The following is a 19,108-nucleotide window of genomic DNA, read 5'->3' on the forward strand; positions in this document are numbered from 1 at the left end:
GGGATTTATTTTTGTTAAAATTTAGCCATATATTAGCTAACGAATAAACTAAATCGGCTGAAAATGTTAGCTTTTTTATAATTATTAGGAGTGATAGAACATTTGGTAGGTCTTTGCTCTGGCGACATTAAATATCTGTGTTAGAATGCCAAATCACGTTTTTAAGCTAGATAATAATATGGAAGTTTTATTGTCAGCTCACTTTAGGGGAACGCGCAGTTTATGACTGATCTGGCATCATCTATTTCGCCAATTAACATCGAAGACGAACTTAAGAATTCTTACCTTGATTACGCTATGAGCGTAATTGTAGGTCGTGCATTACCTGACGTTCGTGACGGTTTAAAACCTGTTCACCGTCGAGTATTGTTCGCAATGAGCGAATTAAAAAACGATTGGAACAAACCATATAAAAAATCCGCTCGTGTCGTTGGTGACGTAATTGGTAAGTATCATCCTCATGGTGATACTGCTGTATACGATACAATCGTCCGTATGGCGCAACCGTTCTCGCTACGCTATACATTGATTGACGGACAAGGAAACTTTGGTTCGGTCGACGGTGACTCTGCTGCTGCGATGCGTTATACCGAAATCCGCATGCAAAAGTTGGCGCATTCATTATTAGCCGACCTTGAAAAAGAAACTGTGGATTTTGTGCCTAACTACGATGGCACCGAGATGATCCCTGCGGTATTACCTACACGCGTACCGAACCTATTAATTAATGGTTCATCAGGTATTGCGGTTGGTATGGCCACCAATATTCCACCACACAACTTAACTGAAGTCGTGAAGGGCTGTTTAGCGTTAATCGAAGAGCCAAGCTTATCGATTGAACAGTTAATGGAATACATTCCAGGTCCAGATTTTCCAACAGCAGCATCAATCAACGGTCGTAAAGGCATTATCGATGCTTATCACACTGGCCGTGGCCGCGCGATTATGCGCTCTAAAGCGGATGTTGAAACTGACGAGAATGGTCGTGAGCGAATTATCGTTCATGAAATTCCATATCAAGTTAACAAAGCCCGTTTGATTGAAAAAATTGCCGAGCTTGTTAAAGATAAAAAATTAGAAGGTATCAGTGGCCTACGCGACGAGTCTGATAAAGACGGTATGCGTATTGTTATTGAAATCAAACGCGGTGAAGTGGGTGAGGTTGTATTAAACAACTTATATTCTCAAACCCAAATGCAGTGTTCTTTTGGTATCAACATGGTGGCATTGACTAACGGTCAGCCTAAATTGTTTAACCTTAAAGAAATGCTGGAGTGTTTTATTCTTCATCGCCGTGAAGTAGTAACACGCCGTACTGTATTTGAACTGCGTAAAGCCCGCGAACGAGCTCATGTTCTTGAAGCACTTGCCATTGCATTGGCTAACATCGACCCTATTATTGCGCTTATTAAAGCCTCACCTACACCTGCAGAAGCCAAAGCAAAATTGGTTGCACAAGGTTGGGAATTAGGTCATGTACAAGGCATGCTTGAAAAAGCTGGCGATGACGCTGCACGCCCTGAATGGTTAGAGCCAGAATTTGGTATCCGTGACGGTCAGTACTATTTAACTGAGCAACAAGCACAAGCGATTTTGGAATTACGTCTGCACCGTTTAACCGGTCTAGAACATGACAAGATTTTAGCTGAATATGAAGAGCTATTAGTACTTATCGCAGGTTTGTTATTCATTCTTCGTACTCCATCGCGTTTGATGGAAGTGATTAAAGAAGAATTAGAAGAAATACTTGAGCAATACGGTGATGAACGTCGCACGATCATCAACGCTAACGAAATTGACATGAGTCTTGAAGACTTAATCAATGAAGAAGACGTTGTAGTGACTTTATCTCACTTGGGTTACGCAAAATACCAAGTACTGTCTGATTACCAAGCGCAGCGTCGTGGTGGTAAAGGCAAAGCGGCAACTAAAGTAAAAGATGAAGATTTTGTTGAAAAGCTATTGGTGGCAAACACCCATGACACCATCTTGTGTTTCTCTGACTTTGGTAAGATGTACTGGCTAAAAGTGTATCAATTACCATTGGCAAGTCGTACTGCCCGTGGTCGTCCAATTGTTAACTTATTACCACTTTCTGACGGTGAACACATTACTGCTATTCTACCGGTACGTGAGTATGCAGATGATAAATATATTATCATGGCAACCGCGCACGGAACCGTTAAGAAAACAGCATTAACAGCTTACAGCAATCCTCGTGCAAACGGCATTATTGCGGTGAACCTAAAAGACGGTGACCAATTAATTGGCGTTGATATTACTGAAGGTAGTGACGACATTATGTTGTTCTCTAACGAAGGTAAAGTGGTTCGCTTTAATGAAAAAGCACGAGATTCTGAAACTGGTGAAGTGAAGATAGATGCTGAAACTGGCGAAGAAATCATTGCACTACGCCCAATGGGTCGTACTGCAACTGGTGTTCGTGGTATTAAGCTTGATGCGGGCCAAAAAGTGGTGTCGTTAATTGTCCCTAAAGGAGACGGTGCTATTTTAACTGTAACTGAAAACGGTTACGGTAAGCGTACTGAGCTGAGTGAATACCCAGCGAAGAGCCGCGGCACTAAAGGTGTAGTATCAATTAAAGTCAGTGAACGTAATGGTGAAGTTGTTGGTGCTGTTCAAGTAGGCACATTTGACGAAATCATGTTGATCAGTAATAAAGGCACCTTAGTGCGTACTCCTGCTGAAGGCGTATCCATTATTGGTCGTAACACTCAAGGTGTGACTATCATCCGTACCGCAGAAGACGAGAAAGTTGTTGGTTTGCAGCGTATTGAAGAAATTCAGACTGAAGTATTGTTAGACGAAGAAGGCAATGTTATTCCGCCTGCAGACATTATCGACGGTGAAGTTACCGACGTTGAGACTGCTGAGTCGACAGATACTGACGTAGAAAGTGATATTGAAAGTGATATTGAAAGTGATGTAGAGAGCGACGAGCAGGACTAATCTGAGCGTTTACTTTGTAGCATCAATAACGAGCGCCTTATGGCGCTCGTTTTATTTTACGGAAAATAATTCATCAAAATAGGCAGATAAAAGTCTATTCAATCGGCGTTAAAGTCCTTAGTATTAATAGCCTTATGTGTGTATTAAAAATTGAGTCAAGGAGTTGTCTGTGAGCGCGATTTATAATTTCTGTGCTGGTCCTGCCATGTTACCTCAAGCTGTGATGCAAAAAGCACAACAGGAATTAATTGATTGGAATGGCCTTGGCGTCTCCGTGATGGAAATCAGTCATCGCAGTAAAGAGTTTATTGCCCTGACCGAGCAAGCAGAAGTTACCCTGCGCAAGTTAATGAACATTCCTAAAAATTATCATGTGTTATTTATGCATGGTGGTGGTCGAGCGCAGTTTTCTAACGTGGTGAATAACTTCTTAGGTGATAATGGCCGAGCGCTTTATTTGATTAGTGGTCAATGGTCATCTTCAGCGGTAACAGAAGCGCAAAAACTTGTAGGTGAGGACAGTATCGACAGTATTAATATTGTCGAGCAGATCAATGGCCTCAATCAAGTGACATTACCAGACTTAAGTGCAATCGATAAAGATTATCGTTATGTGCATTACTGCTCCAATGAAACCGTAGATGGCATCGAGATTTTTGAAGAGTTTACCAGTCCGTGGCCAATCGTTGCTGATTTATCATCGACCATAATGTCGCACGAAATTGATGTCAGCAAATACGGTCTTATTTATGCCGGCGCACAAAAGAACATTGGTCCATCAGGTTTGTCGATTGTGATTGTGCGTGACGATATGCTTAAACTACCCAGTCTGCCACAGTCATCAATTATGGACTATCGTGTTGCCGTTGAGCATGGCTCTATGTTTAATACGCCACCTACATTTGCGTGGTACTTAGCCTCTGAAGTGTTTGCTTGGTTGGAAGCCAATGGCGGTGTCAGTGCGATGGCTGACGTTAACCAACAAAAAGCCAAGTTACTGTATGAATGTATCGACAGTAATCCATTTTATAAAAATGGCGTTGCACCACAAAATCGCTCACGCATGAACGTTACGTTTCAACTCGTGAATGATGCACTGGACAGCGAATTTTTAGCTCAAGCAGAGCAGGCCGGTTTAGTCGCGTTAAAAGGCCACCGCATTGTTGGTGGTATGCGCGCGAGTATTTATAACGCCATGCCGCTAGCGGGTGTACAAGCGTTAGTAGACTTTATGAATAGCTTTGCCGTAAAGCACAGCTAATTTAAAAAGTTTTTTAACGTAAGATCGACTTAATAAAAACAAAGCGAATGCCCAGCAGCATTCGCTTTTTTTATGTCATCAATAAATGTGTCTTTTATCGCTATATCATTGATCGAACCAATCATGCTACTGGTCATTGTTGAATTGGCGTTTTGTTAATTCATCGGCTTTAATTTACAGCGCAGTAAAGTATGACCTAGGCCAATGTTGTCGATGTCTTCATCGACATATAACCCAGCATCAATGATCATGTTAAGCATATCTTTACTGTGATACATCCGGCTATTACCATTGGCAATCGCGGTAAAATACAAAGAGGTTGCGTTAACGCAGTAGGCACCAGCTTCGTGAGGTTGTCGGTCCCAATAGGTCTCTAAAATACACAGTTCACTGTCAGGTTTCATTGCAGCCACCGTGCGCTTCAGAATAGTGACAATTTGTTGTTTAGAAAAACAATCTAAAAATTGACTCATCCAATACACATCACCTCCTTGGTAAAAAGGTTTGTTGCTATCAAGTAAGTCTGTTTCAAACGGATGAACTCGGTCTGCAACCAAACATGCTTGGGCATTTTTCATTGCCACAGCAAGTTGACCTGGTAAATCCATAATGGTGACGTTGACGTTTTTATTATAGCGGGTGCAGGCAAATGCCCATTTACCGGTATTACCGCCTACATCAATAATATGAGCTGGCTGTGACTTGAAAATCAAAGGTAATAAACTGTCAAAGGCATGATCTGAATAGTAATGATCAAACTCAAACCAGCTTTTTTTAGTTTGTTCCGGTAGCTGACTCAGCCCTGGGTAAATTGTGTCCCAATCGCCAAAGTGTTTAAGTCCTATTGCTTTGCCTTGCTTAAGTGAATCATCAAGGTCAAACAAGCCTTGATAGCAAACATCATGGATGAAGTTTAGATTTTTTGAGGCCATATCATCATGGAGTAAGAAATAACCCGTTTTATCGAGTCGATAACGATCATCCTTACACCAAAAAATGCCCATACTTAATCCCATATCGAGCAATACGTGGATGGCATATTCAGACAATTCAACATGTTGAATCAGTTGAATTAAGCTAATACCTTCGTCTCCGGTGTCATCAACCTTTGTGAGTATGCCAAATTGACTTAAGCAACGAGCGACTTGAAAGCTTACCGGTGCGAAGGCTATTTTTTGTGCTTCAAACTTAGCCTCAAATGCAGACATTTTTTTAGGAGATTGATAAAAAGACATTACGGATATTAACTCAAAGGAGATAGTGATATGGCTCCTATAGTAGCAAAGCCACTTAAACAAGGTTTTGATCTACTTCTGGTTTTACTGCCGCTTACCACAATAATATACCTTATGGAGGCCGAGAGTAACGCTCATATCATATTCACTTATCGACACGGCTGTTGTGGTTTTTTTTGATGTTAAAGTTTGAAAAATAGACCCGCCCTATATTGAAAGCTTGAGCGTGTTCGGAATGGATGTTGTAACACAGGATAGCGTTTGGATGTATTGACACAATAATATTATCTTGTTGATAAGATAGAATGAGACAGATCGGATGGAGTCATTCCATCAGTGTCATTCTACCTTATTAACTGACTTATTTAGCTCAGTAAACCGAACAAAATAGCGGTCATTGACAGTAAACCAGTAATAACAACGAAAATATTGCTTATACGGCCACGGTAAGCTTTTAGTGCCGGTACCTTGTGTATCGCATACATTGGCATGAGATATAAAATAGCCGCAATAACGGGACCACCCAGCGCTTCAATCATACCAAGAATACTTGGATTTATAATCGCAACGGCCCAAATAGTAAAAAACATAAATCCTAAAATAAATTTATTCAGATTTTTGCTGTTTGCTGACTTGCTGCTATTAGGCAGTTGCTTAGTAATAATACCTTTTAACCCTTCCGTGGCACCCATGTAGTGACCGAAGAAAGAGGAAATAATAGCGATGAAAGCAATTACAGGAGCAAAATAGCTGATAAAGCCACTCTCATGGACGTTGGCCAGATAAGACAAAATAGGTAGGTTATCGGCTTTAGCTTCCATTAATTGCGCTGGTGTTAACGATAATACGCAAGAGAACACGAACAACATTACAAATCCAACCAGCATTATGGCGGTGTTACGTAAGATAGCATCAGCTTTTTTAGAGGCATTAGCGCCGTGTTCTTTTTTGAGTGAAACAGAAAACTGAGAAATAGCAGGCGAGTGGTTAAAGGCAAACACTAATACCGGAATGGTTAACCAAACGGTGCCGAGAAAATTAGTTGTTGAAGGCACAACCATTAGCGCATCAAACTTCCAGTCTGGTATAAGGTACAAGGACATAAAAGCAAGGATTGCAACCAGCGGATAGACTAACAGTTGTGTCACCGATAGCATGAATTTTTCACCCGCTACCATTACCGACATCATGCACAATATAAGCGATCCTGAAAGTATCCAGCGAGGAATTCCACTCATTTTATCAACAATTTGCACCCCTGCCTCGGTAAGTGCAGGTGTACCGTCGAGCAACATTCTCGGTACTTCGGTAAACATGCCTAATTGATTAATAATGAAACTGTCGACAGTATTGGTTATCCCAACGCCATAAATTAACACGATAGGATAAATGGCTAAAAAATACAGCCAAGTAATCGCTTTACCTGCACCAACACCAAAATGCTCTTCAACTACTTGGGTGATATCACTACCAGGGATGGCGGATGAACACAGAAATCGGGACAGACCACGGTGTGCAAAGTAGGTCATTGGGCCTATCATGAGTGCCATTAACACTAATGGCCAAAAACCTCCCATTCCGGCATTAATCGGTAAAAATAAAATTCCGGCGCCAACTGCGGTGCCAAACAAGCTCAACATCCAGGTGGTATCCTGACGTGTCCAGCGTGTAGCTGAAACAACGATTGACTTGGGAACCTCTTGTACACTTATGGCTTCATTTTGCATGGCTGATTCACTTTGTTGATATATTCATTTCAGCGTCAGGCTATCTCTTTTTATGAAAAATTAAACAGCTATAGAGCCATTATGTTAATAATGATCATGCAATGGGAGCTGTATCTCGATGAACATAAATTAAAAACGACAAGCGGCTTCAATTCATATACAACCATGGCCTATAGATTTAACAGTGCGATTACTTTTATCGATACCCGAGAATTAATAGTAATTAGATATTAGGGCCTGTTGATCTTTCAAGGTTATTTTTGCAGCGAATTGTTGGCCATTTGTACAAGGCAGAGACTTTGAGGTGTAGTTATTCTACATAAAAAGTCGATAACACAGTAAAAATGGCCAACAAACGCTGCCCGAAGGGTTCGGCTAAAAACGTTTTACTCTTTGTTGAATGCATTTTGCTTAGATGACTAGGCATCAATCCATTCGCCTCGATTAAAACGTTTTTAACTCGAACAAAATTCAACCAGCAAAGATCAACAGGCCCTAGTCATATTGACTCAATTCGGTAAATTACATTGCTTAGATTTGACTGCACTTAACGCTGTTATTTGTAAAGACAGGTAGGTCTACCTAACCCAAATTGTGGTATTTGGCGATAAGATGGAATAACAAACGGCTATATCGGATAACTGATTATTATGTCATTTTGAGGGTGTATTTAAGCAGACAATGGGTAGACTTAACATAAACAAGGCCGCATTAAGCGACCTTGTTTATAGCGGAATATGACTTGCTAACCATTATCCAAATTGTATCGGTTATAACACTGCTGCAATTGATTTCGCTAAATAATCAACATTGGTTTTGCTAATGCCAGCAATACTGATACGGCTTGAGCCGACCATGTACACACTGTATTGCTGTTTAAGGATTGCCACTTGTTCTGGGTTAACACCTAAAAATGAGAACATCCCTTTTTGACGGGCGATAAAACTAAAGTCACGGTCAACACCATTGGCTGTTAATTGATTGACCAACATTGCCCGGTTACCATTAATTCGGTCACGCATCACTTTAAGCTCGTCTAACCATTGTTGCTTGAGGGCTGGGGTGCCTAAAATAGTCTCAACAATCGCAGCACCGTGTGCTGGCGGCATAGAATAAATGCAGCGCACTACATATAACAATACCGATTGGGCAACATCTACAGTTGCACTATCTTTAGCAACAATTGAGCAAGCGCCAATACGTTCGCGGTATAAACCAAAGTTTTTCGAGCAAGAGCTGCATAGAATCATGCTTTCAACTGCTGCAGCCATCTGACGAACGCCATAAGCATCTTCATCTACGCCGTCACCAAAACCTTGGTAAGCCATATCAATTAATGGTGTAAAACCTTGCTTAGCCGTCACCTTAACCACTTCATCCCACTGTTCGGTATTTAAATCCATGCCACTTGGGTTATGACAACACGCATGCAATAGCACGACATCATCTTTACCAATGGTATTTAAGGTTGCCAGCATTTGATCAAATTTGAGGGTTTTGTTGTCGTAGTCATAATACGGATAGGTTTTAACCGTAATGCCAGCCGCTTCAAATAAACCTGTGTGGTTGGCCCATGTAGGATCGCTTACCCATAAAACAGCATTAGGGTTACAACGCTTAATGAAGTCTGCTGCAACGCGAAGGGCACCAGTGCCACCAGGTGTTGATACTGTACGTACTCGATTAGCCAGTAATGCACTGTGGCTAGCACCAAAGGCTAATTCAGCTATTAATTGATTAAATGGCGCAGAACCTGTTGGGCCAATATACACTTTAGTCGTTTCGGTATCTAAACGAATCTTTTCAGCCGCTTTAACACAATCCAAAATGGGCGTATGTCCAACAGGATCTTTATAAACACCCACGCCTAAATCGACTTTATTAGGATGATTGTCTTCGCGGTATTGCGTTAATAAGCCTAGAATTGGATCGGCAGGCATCGCGGTTAATGAATTGAACATGAATTGACCTTCTTATTTAAATTTATAGGCATTAGGGCGAAATAAGCAAACAAGATACATATTATGGTCTTTAGCATAACGTGATTTACATCAATAAAGAACCGATAAATCAGCCTTATTAGGTCTTATGCAGCTCATCATCCATCTATTTTGGCAACTAAGTTCGACAGTTATTTATAGGCTGATCTGGTCCGATATGCAGATAAAAGTCTCACTAAAGTTAAAAAAAATTCAACTTGGACATAAAAGTCACCTAAAACAGTAAATAACGGTTGAATCCTTGGCGACAATCAGTAACGTAAGGGCTATGAAAAATTATTTAGTCGATTAGCCTGTAAACTGTATAGAAAAATTGCCACTAGGATCAACCTAAGTTCACTAAGGGGATGTAAGACCTATTTCTCCGGCGAAGCCTTTTACTCATCTGTCAGTCTATAGACGTTCAATGAGTGCAACACTAAGAAGAGTATCAATGAAACAACTGCGTCTAGACCACATTACTCGCATGAATGGCGAAATTAACATTCCAGGCTCTAAGAGCATTTCTAACCGCGCGCTGTTATTAGCCACTTTAGCGCAGGGGGAAACCACCCTAACTAACTTGCTCGACTCTGATGACATTCGCTATATGCTGGCATCATTAAAGCAACTTGGTGTGCAATATAAACTATCAAATAATAATACTGTTTGTGAGCTAACGGGTTTAGGCGGCGCTATTTCTGCCGCTTCAGCGCAATGTTTATTTTTAGGCAATGCCGGCACCGCAATGCGTCCGTTATGCGCGGCATTAACTTTAGGTCATGGTGAATTTACCTTAACGGGTGAACCTCGTATGGAAGAACGTCCTATAGGTGATTTGGTCGACGCACTACGCCAATTAGGTGCGGATGTCACTTACCTTAAAAACGAAGGCTTTCCACCATTGACCATCAAGGCAACGGGTCTAAATGGTGGTGATGTTGAAATTGCAGGTGACTTATCCAGCCAGTTTTTAACGGCATTACTCATGGTGGCACCGCTGACAAAAGACAGCGTCAACATTACCATTAAAGGCGAACTTGTATCTAAACCGTATATCGATATCACCATCGCGTTGATGTCACAGTTTGGCGTTAAGGTGATTAACCATGATTATGCGCGGTTTGAAATTCCATCAGGCCAGCAATACGTGTCACCAGGTAAAGTATTAGTTGAAGGCGATGCTTCATCAGCGTCATACTTTTTAGCGGCTGGTGCGATTCAAGGTGGCGAAGTTAAGGTCACTGGCGTTGGCCGTTTAAGTATTCAAGGCGATGTAAAATTTGCTGATGCATTAGCCCAAATGGGCGCAGACATAGAGTGGGGCGATGATTACATTATCGCCAAAAAGTCTACCTTAACCGGGATAGACATGGACATGAACCACATTCCAGATGCCGCAATGACTATTGCAACAGCCGCTTTATTTGCTAAAGGTGTCACCTCTATTCGCAATATATATAACTGGCGTATTAAAGAAACTGACCGCTTAGCCGCCATGGCTACTGAGTTACGAAAAGTAGGTGCAATTGTTGATGAAGGGCATGATTACATTACTATCACGCCGCCTGAGGTATTAAATACCGCTGCTATTGATACCTATAACGACCATCGTATGGCGATGTGTTTTTCACTGTTAGCTTTTGCCGATAGTGGTATCACTATTAACGATCCTGACTGTACATCGAAAACATTTCCAGACTATTTTGCGCACTTTGCTCGTTTAGCAAAATAAGTATCATCACCAGATCCAAGATCGCCCTTTTACTTTACCTTGTAATGTAAAAGGGCGATCTTGGTATTAATAACTAAAAATTCATCAGTAATTAACATTTATTTGTTATACAATGCGCGCGCTTATTTTGATGAACCCTTTATCTTTTCAGGGACGATAGATTATTTTCGGAGGAAATTATGTCAGAACGATCTCCAGTGATCACAGTAGATGGCCCTAGCGGTGCAGGGAAAGGGACAATATGTCAATTGTTGGCACAGCATTTAGGATGGCATTTATTAGACAGTGGTGCGATTTATCGTGTTTTAGCCTTAGCCGCTATTCATCATGATGTTGAGCTAGAAAACGAAGAAGCACTGACGTTATTGGCCGCACACTTAGATGTCCAATTTTTAACGGGCACTGAGACTGAGGCAATAAAAGTGATTCTCGAAGGCGAAGACGTTACAACGGCCATTCGTTCACAAGAATGCTCAAATGCGGCTTCCAAAGTGGCTGCTTTGCCGCGTGTACGTGAGGCATTATTACGTCGCCAACGTGCTTTTTGTGCTGATCCAGGGCTCGTTGCAGATGGCCGAGACATGGGGACGGTGGTTTTTGCTCACGCACCAGTAAAAATATTTTTAACCGCGTCTGCTGAAGAACGAGCACAAAGACGCTATAATCAGTTGCAGGACAAGGGCTTCGATGTTAAAGTCGATCGCCTTTTAGCTGAAATTATTGAACGAGACGACCGCGACATCAATCGCGCCGCTTCGCCGCTAGTCCCAGCTGATGATGCACTTGTTATTGATACAAGTGGTATAGGTATAGACGATGTATTGAAGCAGGTGCTTGAATACGTTAAACAAAAAATTACTGTTGCGTAAACGAATTGTCGTTTATTGTGCAGTAGGTATTTGTGTTAAGGATGACACGAATAATATTACTAGACTCCACATCTAGGATGGATGGTGGTTTTAAATATGAAGTAACCTAAAACATGACTGAATCTTTTGCTGATCTATTTGAACAATCCCTTGAAACTTTAGAGTTCCGTCCAGGTTCTATCGTCCGTGGTACAGTTGTTGCCATCGAAAACGGTATGGTACTTGTAGACGCGGGTCTTAAGTCTGAAAGCCCAATCAATGCTGACGAATTCAAAAACGCACAAGGTGTTTTAGAAATTCAAGTTGGTGATGAAGTTGACGTAGCCCTCGACTCTGTTGAAGATGGCTTTGGTGAGACTCAATTGTCTCGCGAAAAAGCTAAGCGTCATGAAGCTTGGATTGTTCTAGAAAAAGCGTACGAAGATGCTGAAACTGTAATCGGTATCATTAATGGTAAAGTTAAAGGCGGTTTCACTGTTGAATTAAACGGTATCCGTGCCTTCTTGCCAGGTTCTCTAGTTGATGTGCGCCCAGTTCGCGACACAGCTCACTTAGAGTACAAAGAATTAGAATTCAAAGTTATCAAGCTTGACCAGAAGCGCAACAACGTTGTTGTTTCTCGTCGTGCAGTTATCGAATCTGAAAGCAGTGCTGAACGTGATACTCTTCTTGAGAATCTACAAGAAGGTCAAGCTGTTAAAGGTATCGTTAAGAACCTTACTGACTACGGTGCATTCGTAGACTTAGGTGGTGTTGACGGTCTTTTACATATCACTGATATGGCTTGGAAACGTGTTAAGCACCCATCTGAAATCGTTAATGTTGGTGACGAAATCAACGTTAAAGTTCTTAAGTATGACCGTGAGCGTACTCGCGTATCATTAGGTCTTAAGCAACTTGGCGAAGATCCATGGTTAGAAATCAGCAAGCGCTACCCAGAAAGCACACGTCTTACTGGTCGCGTAACAAACTTAACTGACTACGGTTGCTTCGTCGAAATCGAAGAAGGCGTTGAAGGTTTAGTACACGTTTCTGAAATGGATTGGACTAACAAAAACATTCACCCATCTAAAGTTGTTAACTTAGGTGATGAAGTTGAAGTGTTAGTACTAGACATCGATGAAGAGCGTCGTCGTATTTCTCTAGGCCTTAAGCAGTGTAAAGTTAACCCATGGGATGACTTCGCAACTCGTTACAACAAAGGCGACAAAGTGTCTGGTAAGATCAAGTCAATCACTGACTTCGGTATCTTTATCGGTCTTGACGGTGGAATCGATGGTCTTGTTCACTTATCTGACATTTCTTGGAACGGTACTGGCGAAGATGCAGTTTCTGAATACAAGAAAGGCGATGAGATCCACGCTGTAGTGCTTTCAGTAGACCCAGAGCGTGAGCGCATCAGTTTAGGCGTTAAGCAAACTGAAGACGATCCATTCAACGCATACTTAGCTGACAAGAAGAAAGGCACCGTAGTTCACGGTACTGTTTCTGCTGTTGACGCAAAAGGTGTTACAGTTGAATTAGCAGAAACTGTTGAAGGTTACATTCGTGTAGCTGACATCTCTGCTGACCGCATCGAAGACGCATCTACTGTATACTCAGTAGGTGATGCAATCGAAGCGAAGTTCATGGGTGTAGATCGTAAGAACCGTTCTATCAGCTTATCTATCAAAGCGAAAGATGAAGCTGAACAGAAAGAAGCGATTGCTACTTTGAACAAGCAAGACGAAGTTGTAATGAGCAGCGCAATGGCTGAAGCTTTCAAAGCGGCTCGTAAGTAATCGAAAATCGTCTGTTGTATGGGGAGCTTCTCCCCATTAGGCGACTGTGTTTGGCTTGATAATATGGGATAGCTAAGATGACAAAATCTGAACTTATCGAAAAACTTGCCACTAGGCAGTCGCAGCTGTCGGCGAAAGAAGTGGAAAGTGCAATCAAAGAAATGTTGGAGCAAATGGCAACAACATTAGAAAGCGGTGATCGTATAGAAATCCGTGGATTTGGTAGTTTTTCACTTCACTATCGTGCACCACGTATGGGTCGTAATCCAAAAACAGGAACCTCTGTTGACTTGGAAGGCAAATATGTACCGCACTTTAAGCCGGGAAAAGAACTGCGTGAACGTGTCGATGCTGTTAATCCTTGATTAACGCTTGAATAAAAAGCCTCCAATTGGAGGCTTTTTTGTATCTAATGGCAGTCAATGCTGGTCAGCCCAGTAAATTTCTTGGATAATCATTATATTGATGCACCTTCATGGAGAATAGCGTGAGATCATTTATTGTTGTAGTACTGGTTGGATTGTTGTTTGTTTTAGCGTTACTGTTTGGTGCTAAAAATGAGCAAGTTGTTACCTTAAGTTACTTTATTGCAGAAGGGCAATACCGATTACCTATGGTACTCGCGGTGGTTTTTTTCAGCGGATTTGTTATCAGCTGGATATTTGCAAGTTACCACATCGTCAAATTAAAGCTGGCGTTACGTAAAAGTAACAAAGCGCTTAAAAAATTCACTGCTGCAGATGCAATCAGTGTTGTTGTAACGCCTAAGGATCAAGCCGTCTAGTATGCTAGAAATCTTGTTCTTGTTATTGCCTATCGCTGCCGGTTATGGATGGTACATGGGACGACGCAGTATTCGTCATAGCGATAGTCAACATAGTAAAAAACTAAGTCGAGATTACTTTACTGGGCTTAACTTTTTACTGTCAAACGAGTCTGACAAAGCGGTTGATTTATTCATCAGCATGTTGGATGTCGATGATGAAACCATCGACACTCATTTATCGTTGGGGTCGTTATTTCGTAAGCGTGGTGAAGTGGATCGTTCAATACGTATTCATCAAAACTTGATTGCGCGACCTAGCTTAACTAATGAGCAGCGTGACATTGCCATGATGGAGTTAGGTAAAGATTATATGGCCGCTGGGTTTTATGACCGCGCAGAAGAAATCTTTATTAACCTAGTCAGTCAAGATGACCACAGTGAAGATGCTGAAACACAACTTCTGCTCATTTATCAAGTGACTAAAGAATGGCAAAATGCCATTGATATCACTAAACGTCTACCGCGTAAACGCCAGCAAGTGCTTAAGTGCACCACGGCACATTTTTATTGTCAGTTAGCAGATGAAGCCAATGACGAGCTCGATAAAATTAAAAAGCTGCAACAAGCCATTAAGCAAGATTCACAATGTGGTCGAGCCTGGTTAACCTTAGCAAAAATTTATCTTGATTCCGGCCAATTTGAGCTATGCAAGCAGGCGATACAAGAGCTAAAAGTAGCCGATATCAACTTATTTTCCGATGCAGTATCAATAGCAAAACAAGTTTATCGTGACACTCAAGATCCTAACGGTTTTCATGAACTGCTTGCCAAGGCTATTGCTGATGGCGCGGGTGCAAGTGTCGTTGTAGCGTTAGCCGAACATCAAATAAGTCTTGGCCAAAATCAAAGTGCTGAAACTATGATGCTGGATAACCTATATAATCATCCGACCATGAAAGGTTTTCAGCACTTAATGAAACTACACATTAAGCAAGCTGAAGAAGGGCAAGCAAAACAAAGTTTATCAATGCTAGAACAACTCGTTGAACAACAAATTAAATTTCGCCCAAGTTATCGCTGTACTGCCTGTGGTTTTCCCTCTCATGGTTTATATTGGCATTGTCCATCATGTAAACAATGGGGCAGTATTAAGCGAATCAAAGGGCTCGATGGTGAATAATGTCACCGTCGCAATATAGACATCCTATAATCAATGCATTAACACAAGCTATGCCGCTGGAGTTCCAATGACTAAGAAATCAATTGTAGTCGCGCTCGACTATGACAATAAAAATGACGCATTGACCTTTATTGATAAACTTGACCCAGATATGTGTCGTTTAAAAATTGGTAAAGAGATGTTTACTTTATTTGGGCCTGATCTGGTTAACGATATCCACAGCCGTAACTTTGATTTGTTTCTTGATTTGAAGTTTCATGATATTCCCAACACGGTAGCAAAAGCCGTAGCTGCTGCAGCTGATTTAGGTGTGTGGATGACCAACGTTCACGCAAGTGGAGGGCTTGCTATGATGCAAGCTGCTAAAAATGCTTTGGTACCTTTTGGCCAAGATGCGCCTTTACTCATAGCGGTTACGGTATTGACCTCAATGTCAGATGAAGATTTAGTCTTACTGGGGATCAATGTCCCCGCATTTGAGCATGTATTGCGCCTTGCTAAATTAACCCACCAAGCAGGTCTTGATGGGGTTGTTTGTTCAGCGCAAGAAGCTAAATTACTTAAATCATCCTTTGGACAAGACTTTATTTTAGTGACGCCGGGTATTCGTCCAGCAGGCACAGATGCTGGCGACCAACATCGTGTAATGACACCACCACAGGCGGTAGCCGCAGGCTCGGACTATTTAGTCATTGGCCGACCAATTACTCAAGCTGCAGATCCTTTAGCAGCGCTTAAGACTATTTATCAATCACTGCATGTATGATGAGGCTTGCTATAAAAACATCATTGGATGAGCAATTTCTTTACCAATGATGCCAGCAAAGTACACTTATCTGCATCAAGCAATCACACAGAAATAAGGGATGACTATGTCTGATAACAGAAGGTCTGATAATACAAGGTCTGATAGTACTGGGTTTAATTACACTGGTAAAAATATTGTTGTCGTAGGCGGTACGTCTGGTATTAATCTGCAGGTGGCTATTCAGTTTGCTAAAGCCGGTGCCAATGTTGCCGTTGCCAGCCGCAGTATTGATAAAGTTAATGCCGCGGTTGAGTTACTCAATCAAGCGAATCCAAAGGCAATCCATTTAGGCGTGAGTTTTGATGTGCGCGACAATGATGCACTAACCGTTGGTTTTGATAAAATTGCGGCTACATATGGGCATATTGATGTGCTAATCAGTGGCGCTGCGGGTAACTTTCCGGCCAGTGCGGCAAAACTTTCTAACAATGGTTTTAAATCGGTTATTGATATTGATTTAATTGGTAGTTTCCAAGTATTAAAACAAGCTTATCCCTTATTAGCACGTCCTAACGGCAGCATTATTCAAATTTCAGCGCCACAAGCGTATATCGCGATGCCATTACAAGTACATGTTTGCGCCGCTAAAGCCGGAGTTGACATGTTAACCCGCACATTAGCGTTAGAGTGGGGTGTTGAAGGCATAAGAATTAACTCTATTGTACCAGGCCCCATTGAAGGTACTGAAGGCTTTAACCGTTTAGCGCCCAGTGATGAACTACAACAACGGGTGGCAAACAGTGTGCCGTTAAAACGCAATGGTCAAGGTCAAGATATCGCTAATGCTGCCTTATTCCTCGGATCAGACATGGCATCATACATTACCGGGGTAGTATTGCCTGTTGATGGTGGTTGGTCATTAGGTGGCGCCAGTATTGCGATGACCGAATTAGGCGACATAGCCGCCAAACATGGTTTATAAAAATCGACAAAATTAAAGGTAATTAACATGGCTAATGCATTACAAGATCAATTACTTAAAGCAGGTCTTGCTAGTAAACAGAAAGTTCGTGACGTTAAAACCCAAAAACGTCGAGATAAAAAAGCCAAAGTTGATGACGGCAGTTCGGAGCTAAAACAACAGATCGCAGAACAGAAATTAGTTCAAGCCAAGAAAGACAAAGTGTTAAACGAACAACGCTTTGCTGAGGCATCAGAGAAAGGCCAAGTACGCGGTTTAATTAGCGAGTTTGCTAAATTTGCTATTACGGTTTCCAGAGATGCCGAACTTAAGTTTAACTACACTTTAGAAAATAAGGTTTTATCGGTTTATATTACCGAAAAAATTCAAGCAGATTTATTAAACGGTACTTTAGGCATCGTCCGCTATGAAGATAAAAGCTACATAGTGCCACATAAGCTAGCAGAGCGAGTTAAGTTACTCGTTCCGCAGTGGTGTGGTTACTTGTGGGATAAAGCGGCTAAAGATTCGATTGCGCAAGTGAGCGGGGCTGATGACCCATATGCAGACTATGCAATCCCAGATGATTTAATGTGGTAATTGCCATTTTTGATAAAAAACGCCTCTAATTAGAGGCGTTTTTTATTGAATAAATTGTTAGATTAATTATTCATCAACTTCACCATCAATCCCATTAGCCTGTTTGGCTATTAACGCGATGACTTGCTGACAATAAGCAAGGTGATGGCGAATAGTGTCTAGGTATTGTGATGCTTGATGATCAATAAGGAACCAATGACTGGCCTGGGTTTCTGGGTGTTGATTGTAAAATAGCGACTCAGCCAAAATTAAATCACTTTGATTGGCGTAGGTTAACCATTGCACGCTAGGCAAGTTACTTAACGCAGCTAATAAAGCATATTGTACGTCAAGATTGTCTGGATTATCTGAGCTGACTTGCAGCGCTAAGCGTTGCGCCATCTTAAATTGCGGATCAGTGTTATCTGGGGTCAATATATCATTTTGGCGTCGACGAACCGCATCACTCAATAACACCTCAAACGGATTAATATCAACGGGATCATTATCTTGTGCTAATAAACGTGATGCATCATCGATAAATAACTCTGGCCATTGAATATTATCACTGGTGAGTTGTAATCCCAAAGCGATGCGTCGCTCACCTAACCAATTATGTACCATGCAAGGTAAATACTCAGTAGGGGGCATATCAACAGGTCTTGCTAAAGAAGGCAATAAAGACATCCGTTGTACATTGACCTGTTTAGCCATTAAGGTCATTAATAAAATAGTGACTAATCCCGACGAAGGCCAACACTTAAGCTGCACGTCGAGCGTTTCACCTACTTCGGTAAGCAGCGAGACTAATTGTGGGTTATCGGGGCTATTATTGACCACAAAAGCATAATGTGACCCAGCATATGGCCCATTGCATATATTAATCACCTTATCGGCCTCGTGCTGAGTGCCATTAAAAATGAAAGTATGTCCCATTGGGGCCGGGTGCCAATCACCATTTGCATTACCAATGACGGTTACTTGCTGAAAGTGCTCAGATAAAATGGATGATTGGCCGTGCGGGTCATTACGTGTATGCATAAAAGTGTCACTTGATATTGTCTAATACTAAGGTCTATTCATCTTGGTGAACAATGTGTTTTATATCCACTATCGTTTTTAAGCCAATGAGTTATTCACTCAATCAGCGTGCAGCTAATTGTAACTCATTGAAACTCTAATGGGTTGAGAAACATAAACAATCACCACAAAGGTGAGAGACTCGCGGACATTCGTCAACATATGGTTAGATAATTGCTAAAAAGCTTTTCTTTTTGTGACGCTTTAGTATAAATTAAAACAACTGTTTTAATTATT

At 41.5% G+C, this 19,108-nt stretch carries 15 protein-coding genes; 11 read left to right on the forward strand and 4 right to left on the reverse strand.

Translation table 11 applies throughout. The annotated features are described in order from the left end of the window. Positions 1 to 222 precede the first annotated feature (222 nt). Positions 223 to 2,970 (forward strand): DNA gyrase subunit A, encoded by a 2,748-nt coding sequence (gene gyrA / locus EGC82_RS10530; protein ID WP_124730720.1) that lies wholly within the window; start codon positions 223 to 225, stop codon positions 2,968 to 2,970. A gap of 169 nt (positions 2,971 to 3,139) precedes the next feature. Continuing rightward, positions 3,140 to 4,231 carry a 3-phosphoserine/phosphohydroxythreonine transaminase gene (gene serC / locus EGC82_RS10535; protein WP_124730721.1) on the forward strand — a complete coding sequence of 364 codons (1,092 nt, stop codon included), beginning with the start codon at positions 3,140 to 3,142 and terminating at the stop codon, positions 4,229 to 4,231. 155 nt (positions 4,232 to 4,386) lie between these two features. On the opposite strand, the gene EGC82_RS10540 is transcribed toward serC, so the two are convergent. The 3 genes from EGC82_RS10540 to EGC82_RS10555 form a co-directional block, all read right to left on the reverse strand. Next, entirely contained in the window at positions 4,387 to 5,466 is a 1,080-nt protein-coding gene (locus EGC82_RS10540; protein ID WP_124730722.1) for a methyltransferase, read from the reverse strand. A 365-nt stretch (positions 5,467 to 5,831) separates the two neighbouring features. Further along, positions 5,832 to 7,193, reverse strand: a complete 1,362-nt coding sequence (locus EGC82_RS10545) for an SLC5/6 family protein (protein WP_124730723.1) — start codon at positions 7,191 to 7,193, stop codon at positions 5,832 to 5,834. 770 nt (positions 7,194 to 7,963) lie between these two features. Continuing rightward, complete coding sequence (locus tag EGC82_RS10555; protein ID WP_124730724.1) at positions 7,964 to 9,154, reverse strand: amino acid aminotransferase; 1,191 nt, start codon at positions 9,152 to 9,154, stop codon at positions 7,964 to 7,966. A 472-nt stretch (positions 9,155 to 9,626) separates the two neighbouring features. Between EGC82_RS10555 and aroA the strand changes: the two genes are divergently transcribed. The 9 genes from aroA (at position 9,627) to EGC82_RS10600 (ending at position 17,812) form a co-directional block, all read left to right on the forward strand. Then, positions 9,627 to 10,907 (forward strand): 3-phosphoshikimate 1-carboxyvinyltransferase, encoded by a 1,281-nt coding sequence (aroA, locus tag EGC82_RS10560; RefSeq protein ID WP_124730725.1) that lies wholly within the window; start codon positions 9,627 to 9,629, stop codon positions 10,905 to 10,907. Positions 10,908 to 11,086: 179 nt separating this feature from the next. Continuing rightward, complete coding sequence (gene cmk, locus EGC82_RS10565) at positions 11,087 to 11,776, forward strand: (d)CMP kinase (protein ID WP_124730726.1); 690 nt, start codon at positions 11,087 to 11,089, stop codon at positions 11,774 to 11,776. Between the two features lie 113 nt (positions 11,777 to 11,889). Then, positions 11,890 to 13,557, forward strand: coding sequence for a 30S ribosomal protein S1 (gene rpsA, locus EGC82_RS10570; protein ID WP_124730727.1), 1,668 nt, complete (start codon positions 11,890 to 11,892; stop codon positions 13,555 to 13,557). A 77-nt stretch (positions 13,558 to 13,634) separates the two neighbouring features. Beyond that, positions 13,635 to 13,922 (forward strand): integration host factor subunit beta, encoded by a 288-nt coding sequence (gene ihfB, locus EGC82_RS10575; protein ID WP_124730728.1) that lies wholly within the window; start codon positions 13,635 to 13,637, stop codon positions 13,920 to 13,922. Positions 13,923 to 14,044: 122 nt separating this feature from the next. Continuing rightward, positions 14,045 to 14,341 (forward strand): lipopolysaccharide assembly protein LapA domain-containing protein, encoded by a 297-nt coding sequence (locus EGC82_RS10580; protein ID WP_244212443.1) that lies wholly within the window; start codon positions 14,045 to 14,047, stop codon positions 14,339 to 14,341. 1 nt (position 14,342) lies between these two features. After that, positions 14,343 to 15,503 carry a lipopolysaccharide assembly protein LapB gene (gene lapB, locus EGC82_RS10585; RefSeq protein ID WP_124730730.1) on the forward strand — a complete coding sequence of 387 codons (1,161 nt, stop codon included), beginning with the start codon at positions 14,343 to 14,345 and terminating at the stop codon, positions 15,501 to 15,503. A gap of 67 nt (positions 15,504 to 15,570) precedes the next feature. Continuing rightward, positions 15,571 to 16,269, forward strand: coding sequence for an orotidine-5'-phosphate decarboxylase (gene pyrF, locus EGC82_RS10590; RefSeq protein ID WP_124730731.1), 699 nt, complete (start codon positions 15,571 to 15,573; stop codon positions 16,267 to 16,269). A 106-nt stretch (positions 16,270 to 16,375) separates the two neighbouring features. After that, complete coding sequence (locus tag EGC82_RS10595) at positions 16,376 to 17,233, forward strand: SDR family oxidoreductase (RefSeq protein WP_124730732.1); 858 nt, start codon at positions 16,376 to 16,378, stop codon at positions 17,231 to 17,233. Between the two features lie 27 nt (positions 17,234 to 17,260). After that, positions 17,261 to 17,812, forward strand: a complete 552-nt coding sequence (locus EGC82_RS10600) for a DUF2058 domain-containing protein (RefSeq protein ID WP_124730733.1) — start codon at positions 17,261 to 17,263, stop codon at positions 17,810 to 17,812. A gap of 66 nt (positions 17,813 to 17,878) precedes the next feature. Here EGC82_RS10600 and EGC82_RS10605 read toward each other — a convergent pair whose 3' ends face one another. Continuing rightward, complete coding sequence (locus tag EGC82_RS10605; protein WP_124730734.1) at positions 17,879 to 18,832, reverse strand: hypothetical protein; 954 nt, start codon at positions 18,830 to 18,832, stop codon at positions 17,879 to 17,881. Positions 18,833 to 19,108: the final 276 nt, after the last annotated feature.

The sequence above is a fragment of the Shewanella livingstonensis genome (assembly GCF_003855395.1).
Taxonomy (GTDB): Bacteria; Pseudomonadota; Gammaproteobacteria; order Enterobacterales; family Shewanellaceae; genus Shewanella; species Shewanella livingstonensis.

Excerpts from the sequence above, each read along its gene's own strand:
- gyrA (WP_124730720.1), top strand. The coding sequence starts at position 223 with ATGACTGATCTGGCATCATCTATTTCGCCAATTAACATCGAAGACGAA.
- EGC82_RS10540 (WP_124730722.1), bottom strand. The coding sequence starts at position 5,466 with ATGTCTTTTTATCAATCTCCTAAAAAAATGTCTGCATTTGAGGCTAAG.
- EGC82_RS10545 (WP_124730723.1), bottom strand. The coding sequence starts at position 7,193 with ATGCAAAATGAAGCCATAAGTGTACAAGAGGTTCCCAAGTCAATCGTT.
- EGC82_RS10555 (WP_124730724.1), bottom strand. The coding sequence starts at position 9,154 with ATGTTCAATTCATTAACCGCGATGCCTGCCGATCCAATTCTAGGCTTA.
- aroA (WP_124730725.1), top strand. The coding sequence starts at position 9,627 with ATGAAACAACTGCGTCTAGACCACATTACTCGCATGAATGGCGAAATT.
- cmk (WP_124730726.1), top strand. The coding sequence starts at position 11,087 with ATGTCAGAACGATCTCCAGTGATCACAGTAGATGGCCCTAGCGGTGCA.
- rpsA (WP_124730727.1), top strand. The coding sequence starts at position 11,890 with ATGACTGAATCTTTTGCTGATCTATTTGAACAATCCCTTGAAACTTTA.
- ihfB (WP_124730728.1), top strand. The coding sequence starts at position 13,635 with ATGACAAAATCTGAACTTATCGAAAAACTTGCCACTAGGCAGTCGCAG.
- lapB (WP_124730730.1), top strand. The coding sequence starts at position 14,343 with ATGCTAGAAATCTTGTTCTTGTTATTGCCTATCGCTGCCGGTTATGGA.
- pyrF (WP_124730731.1), top strand. The coding sequence starts at position 15,571 with ATGACTAAGAAATCAATTGTAGTCGCGCTCGACTATGACAATAAAAAT.
- EGC82_RS10595 (WP_124730732.1), top strand. The coding sequence starts at position 16,376 with ATGTCTGATAACAGAAGGTCTGATAATACAAGGTCTGATAGTACTGGG.
- EGC82_RS10600 (WP_124730733.1), top strand. The coding sequence starts at position 17,261 with ATGGCTAATGCATTACAAGATCAATTACTTAAAGCAGGTCTTGCTAGT.
- EGC82_RS10605 (WP_124730734.1), bottom strand. The coding sequence starts at position 18,832 with ATGCATACACGTAATGACCCGCACGGCCAATCATCCATTTTATCTGAG.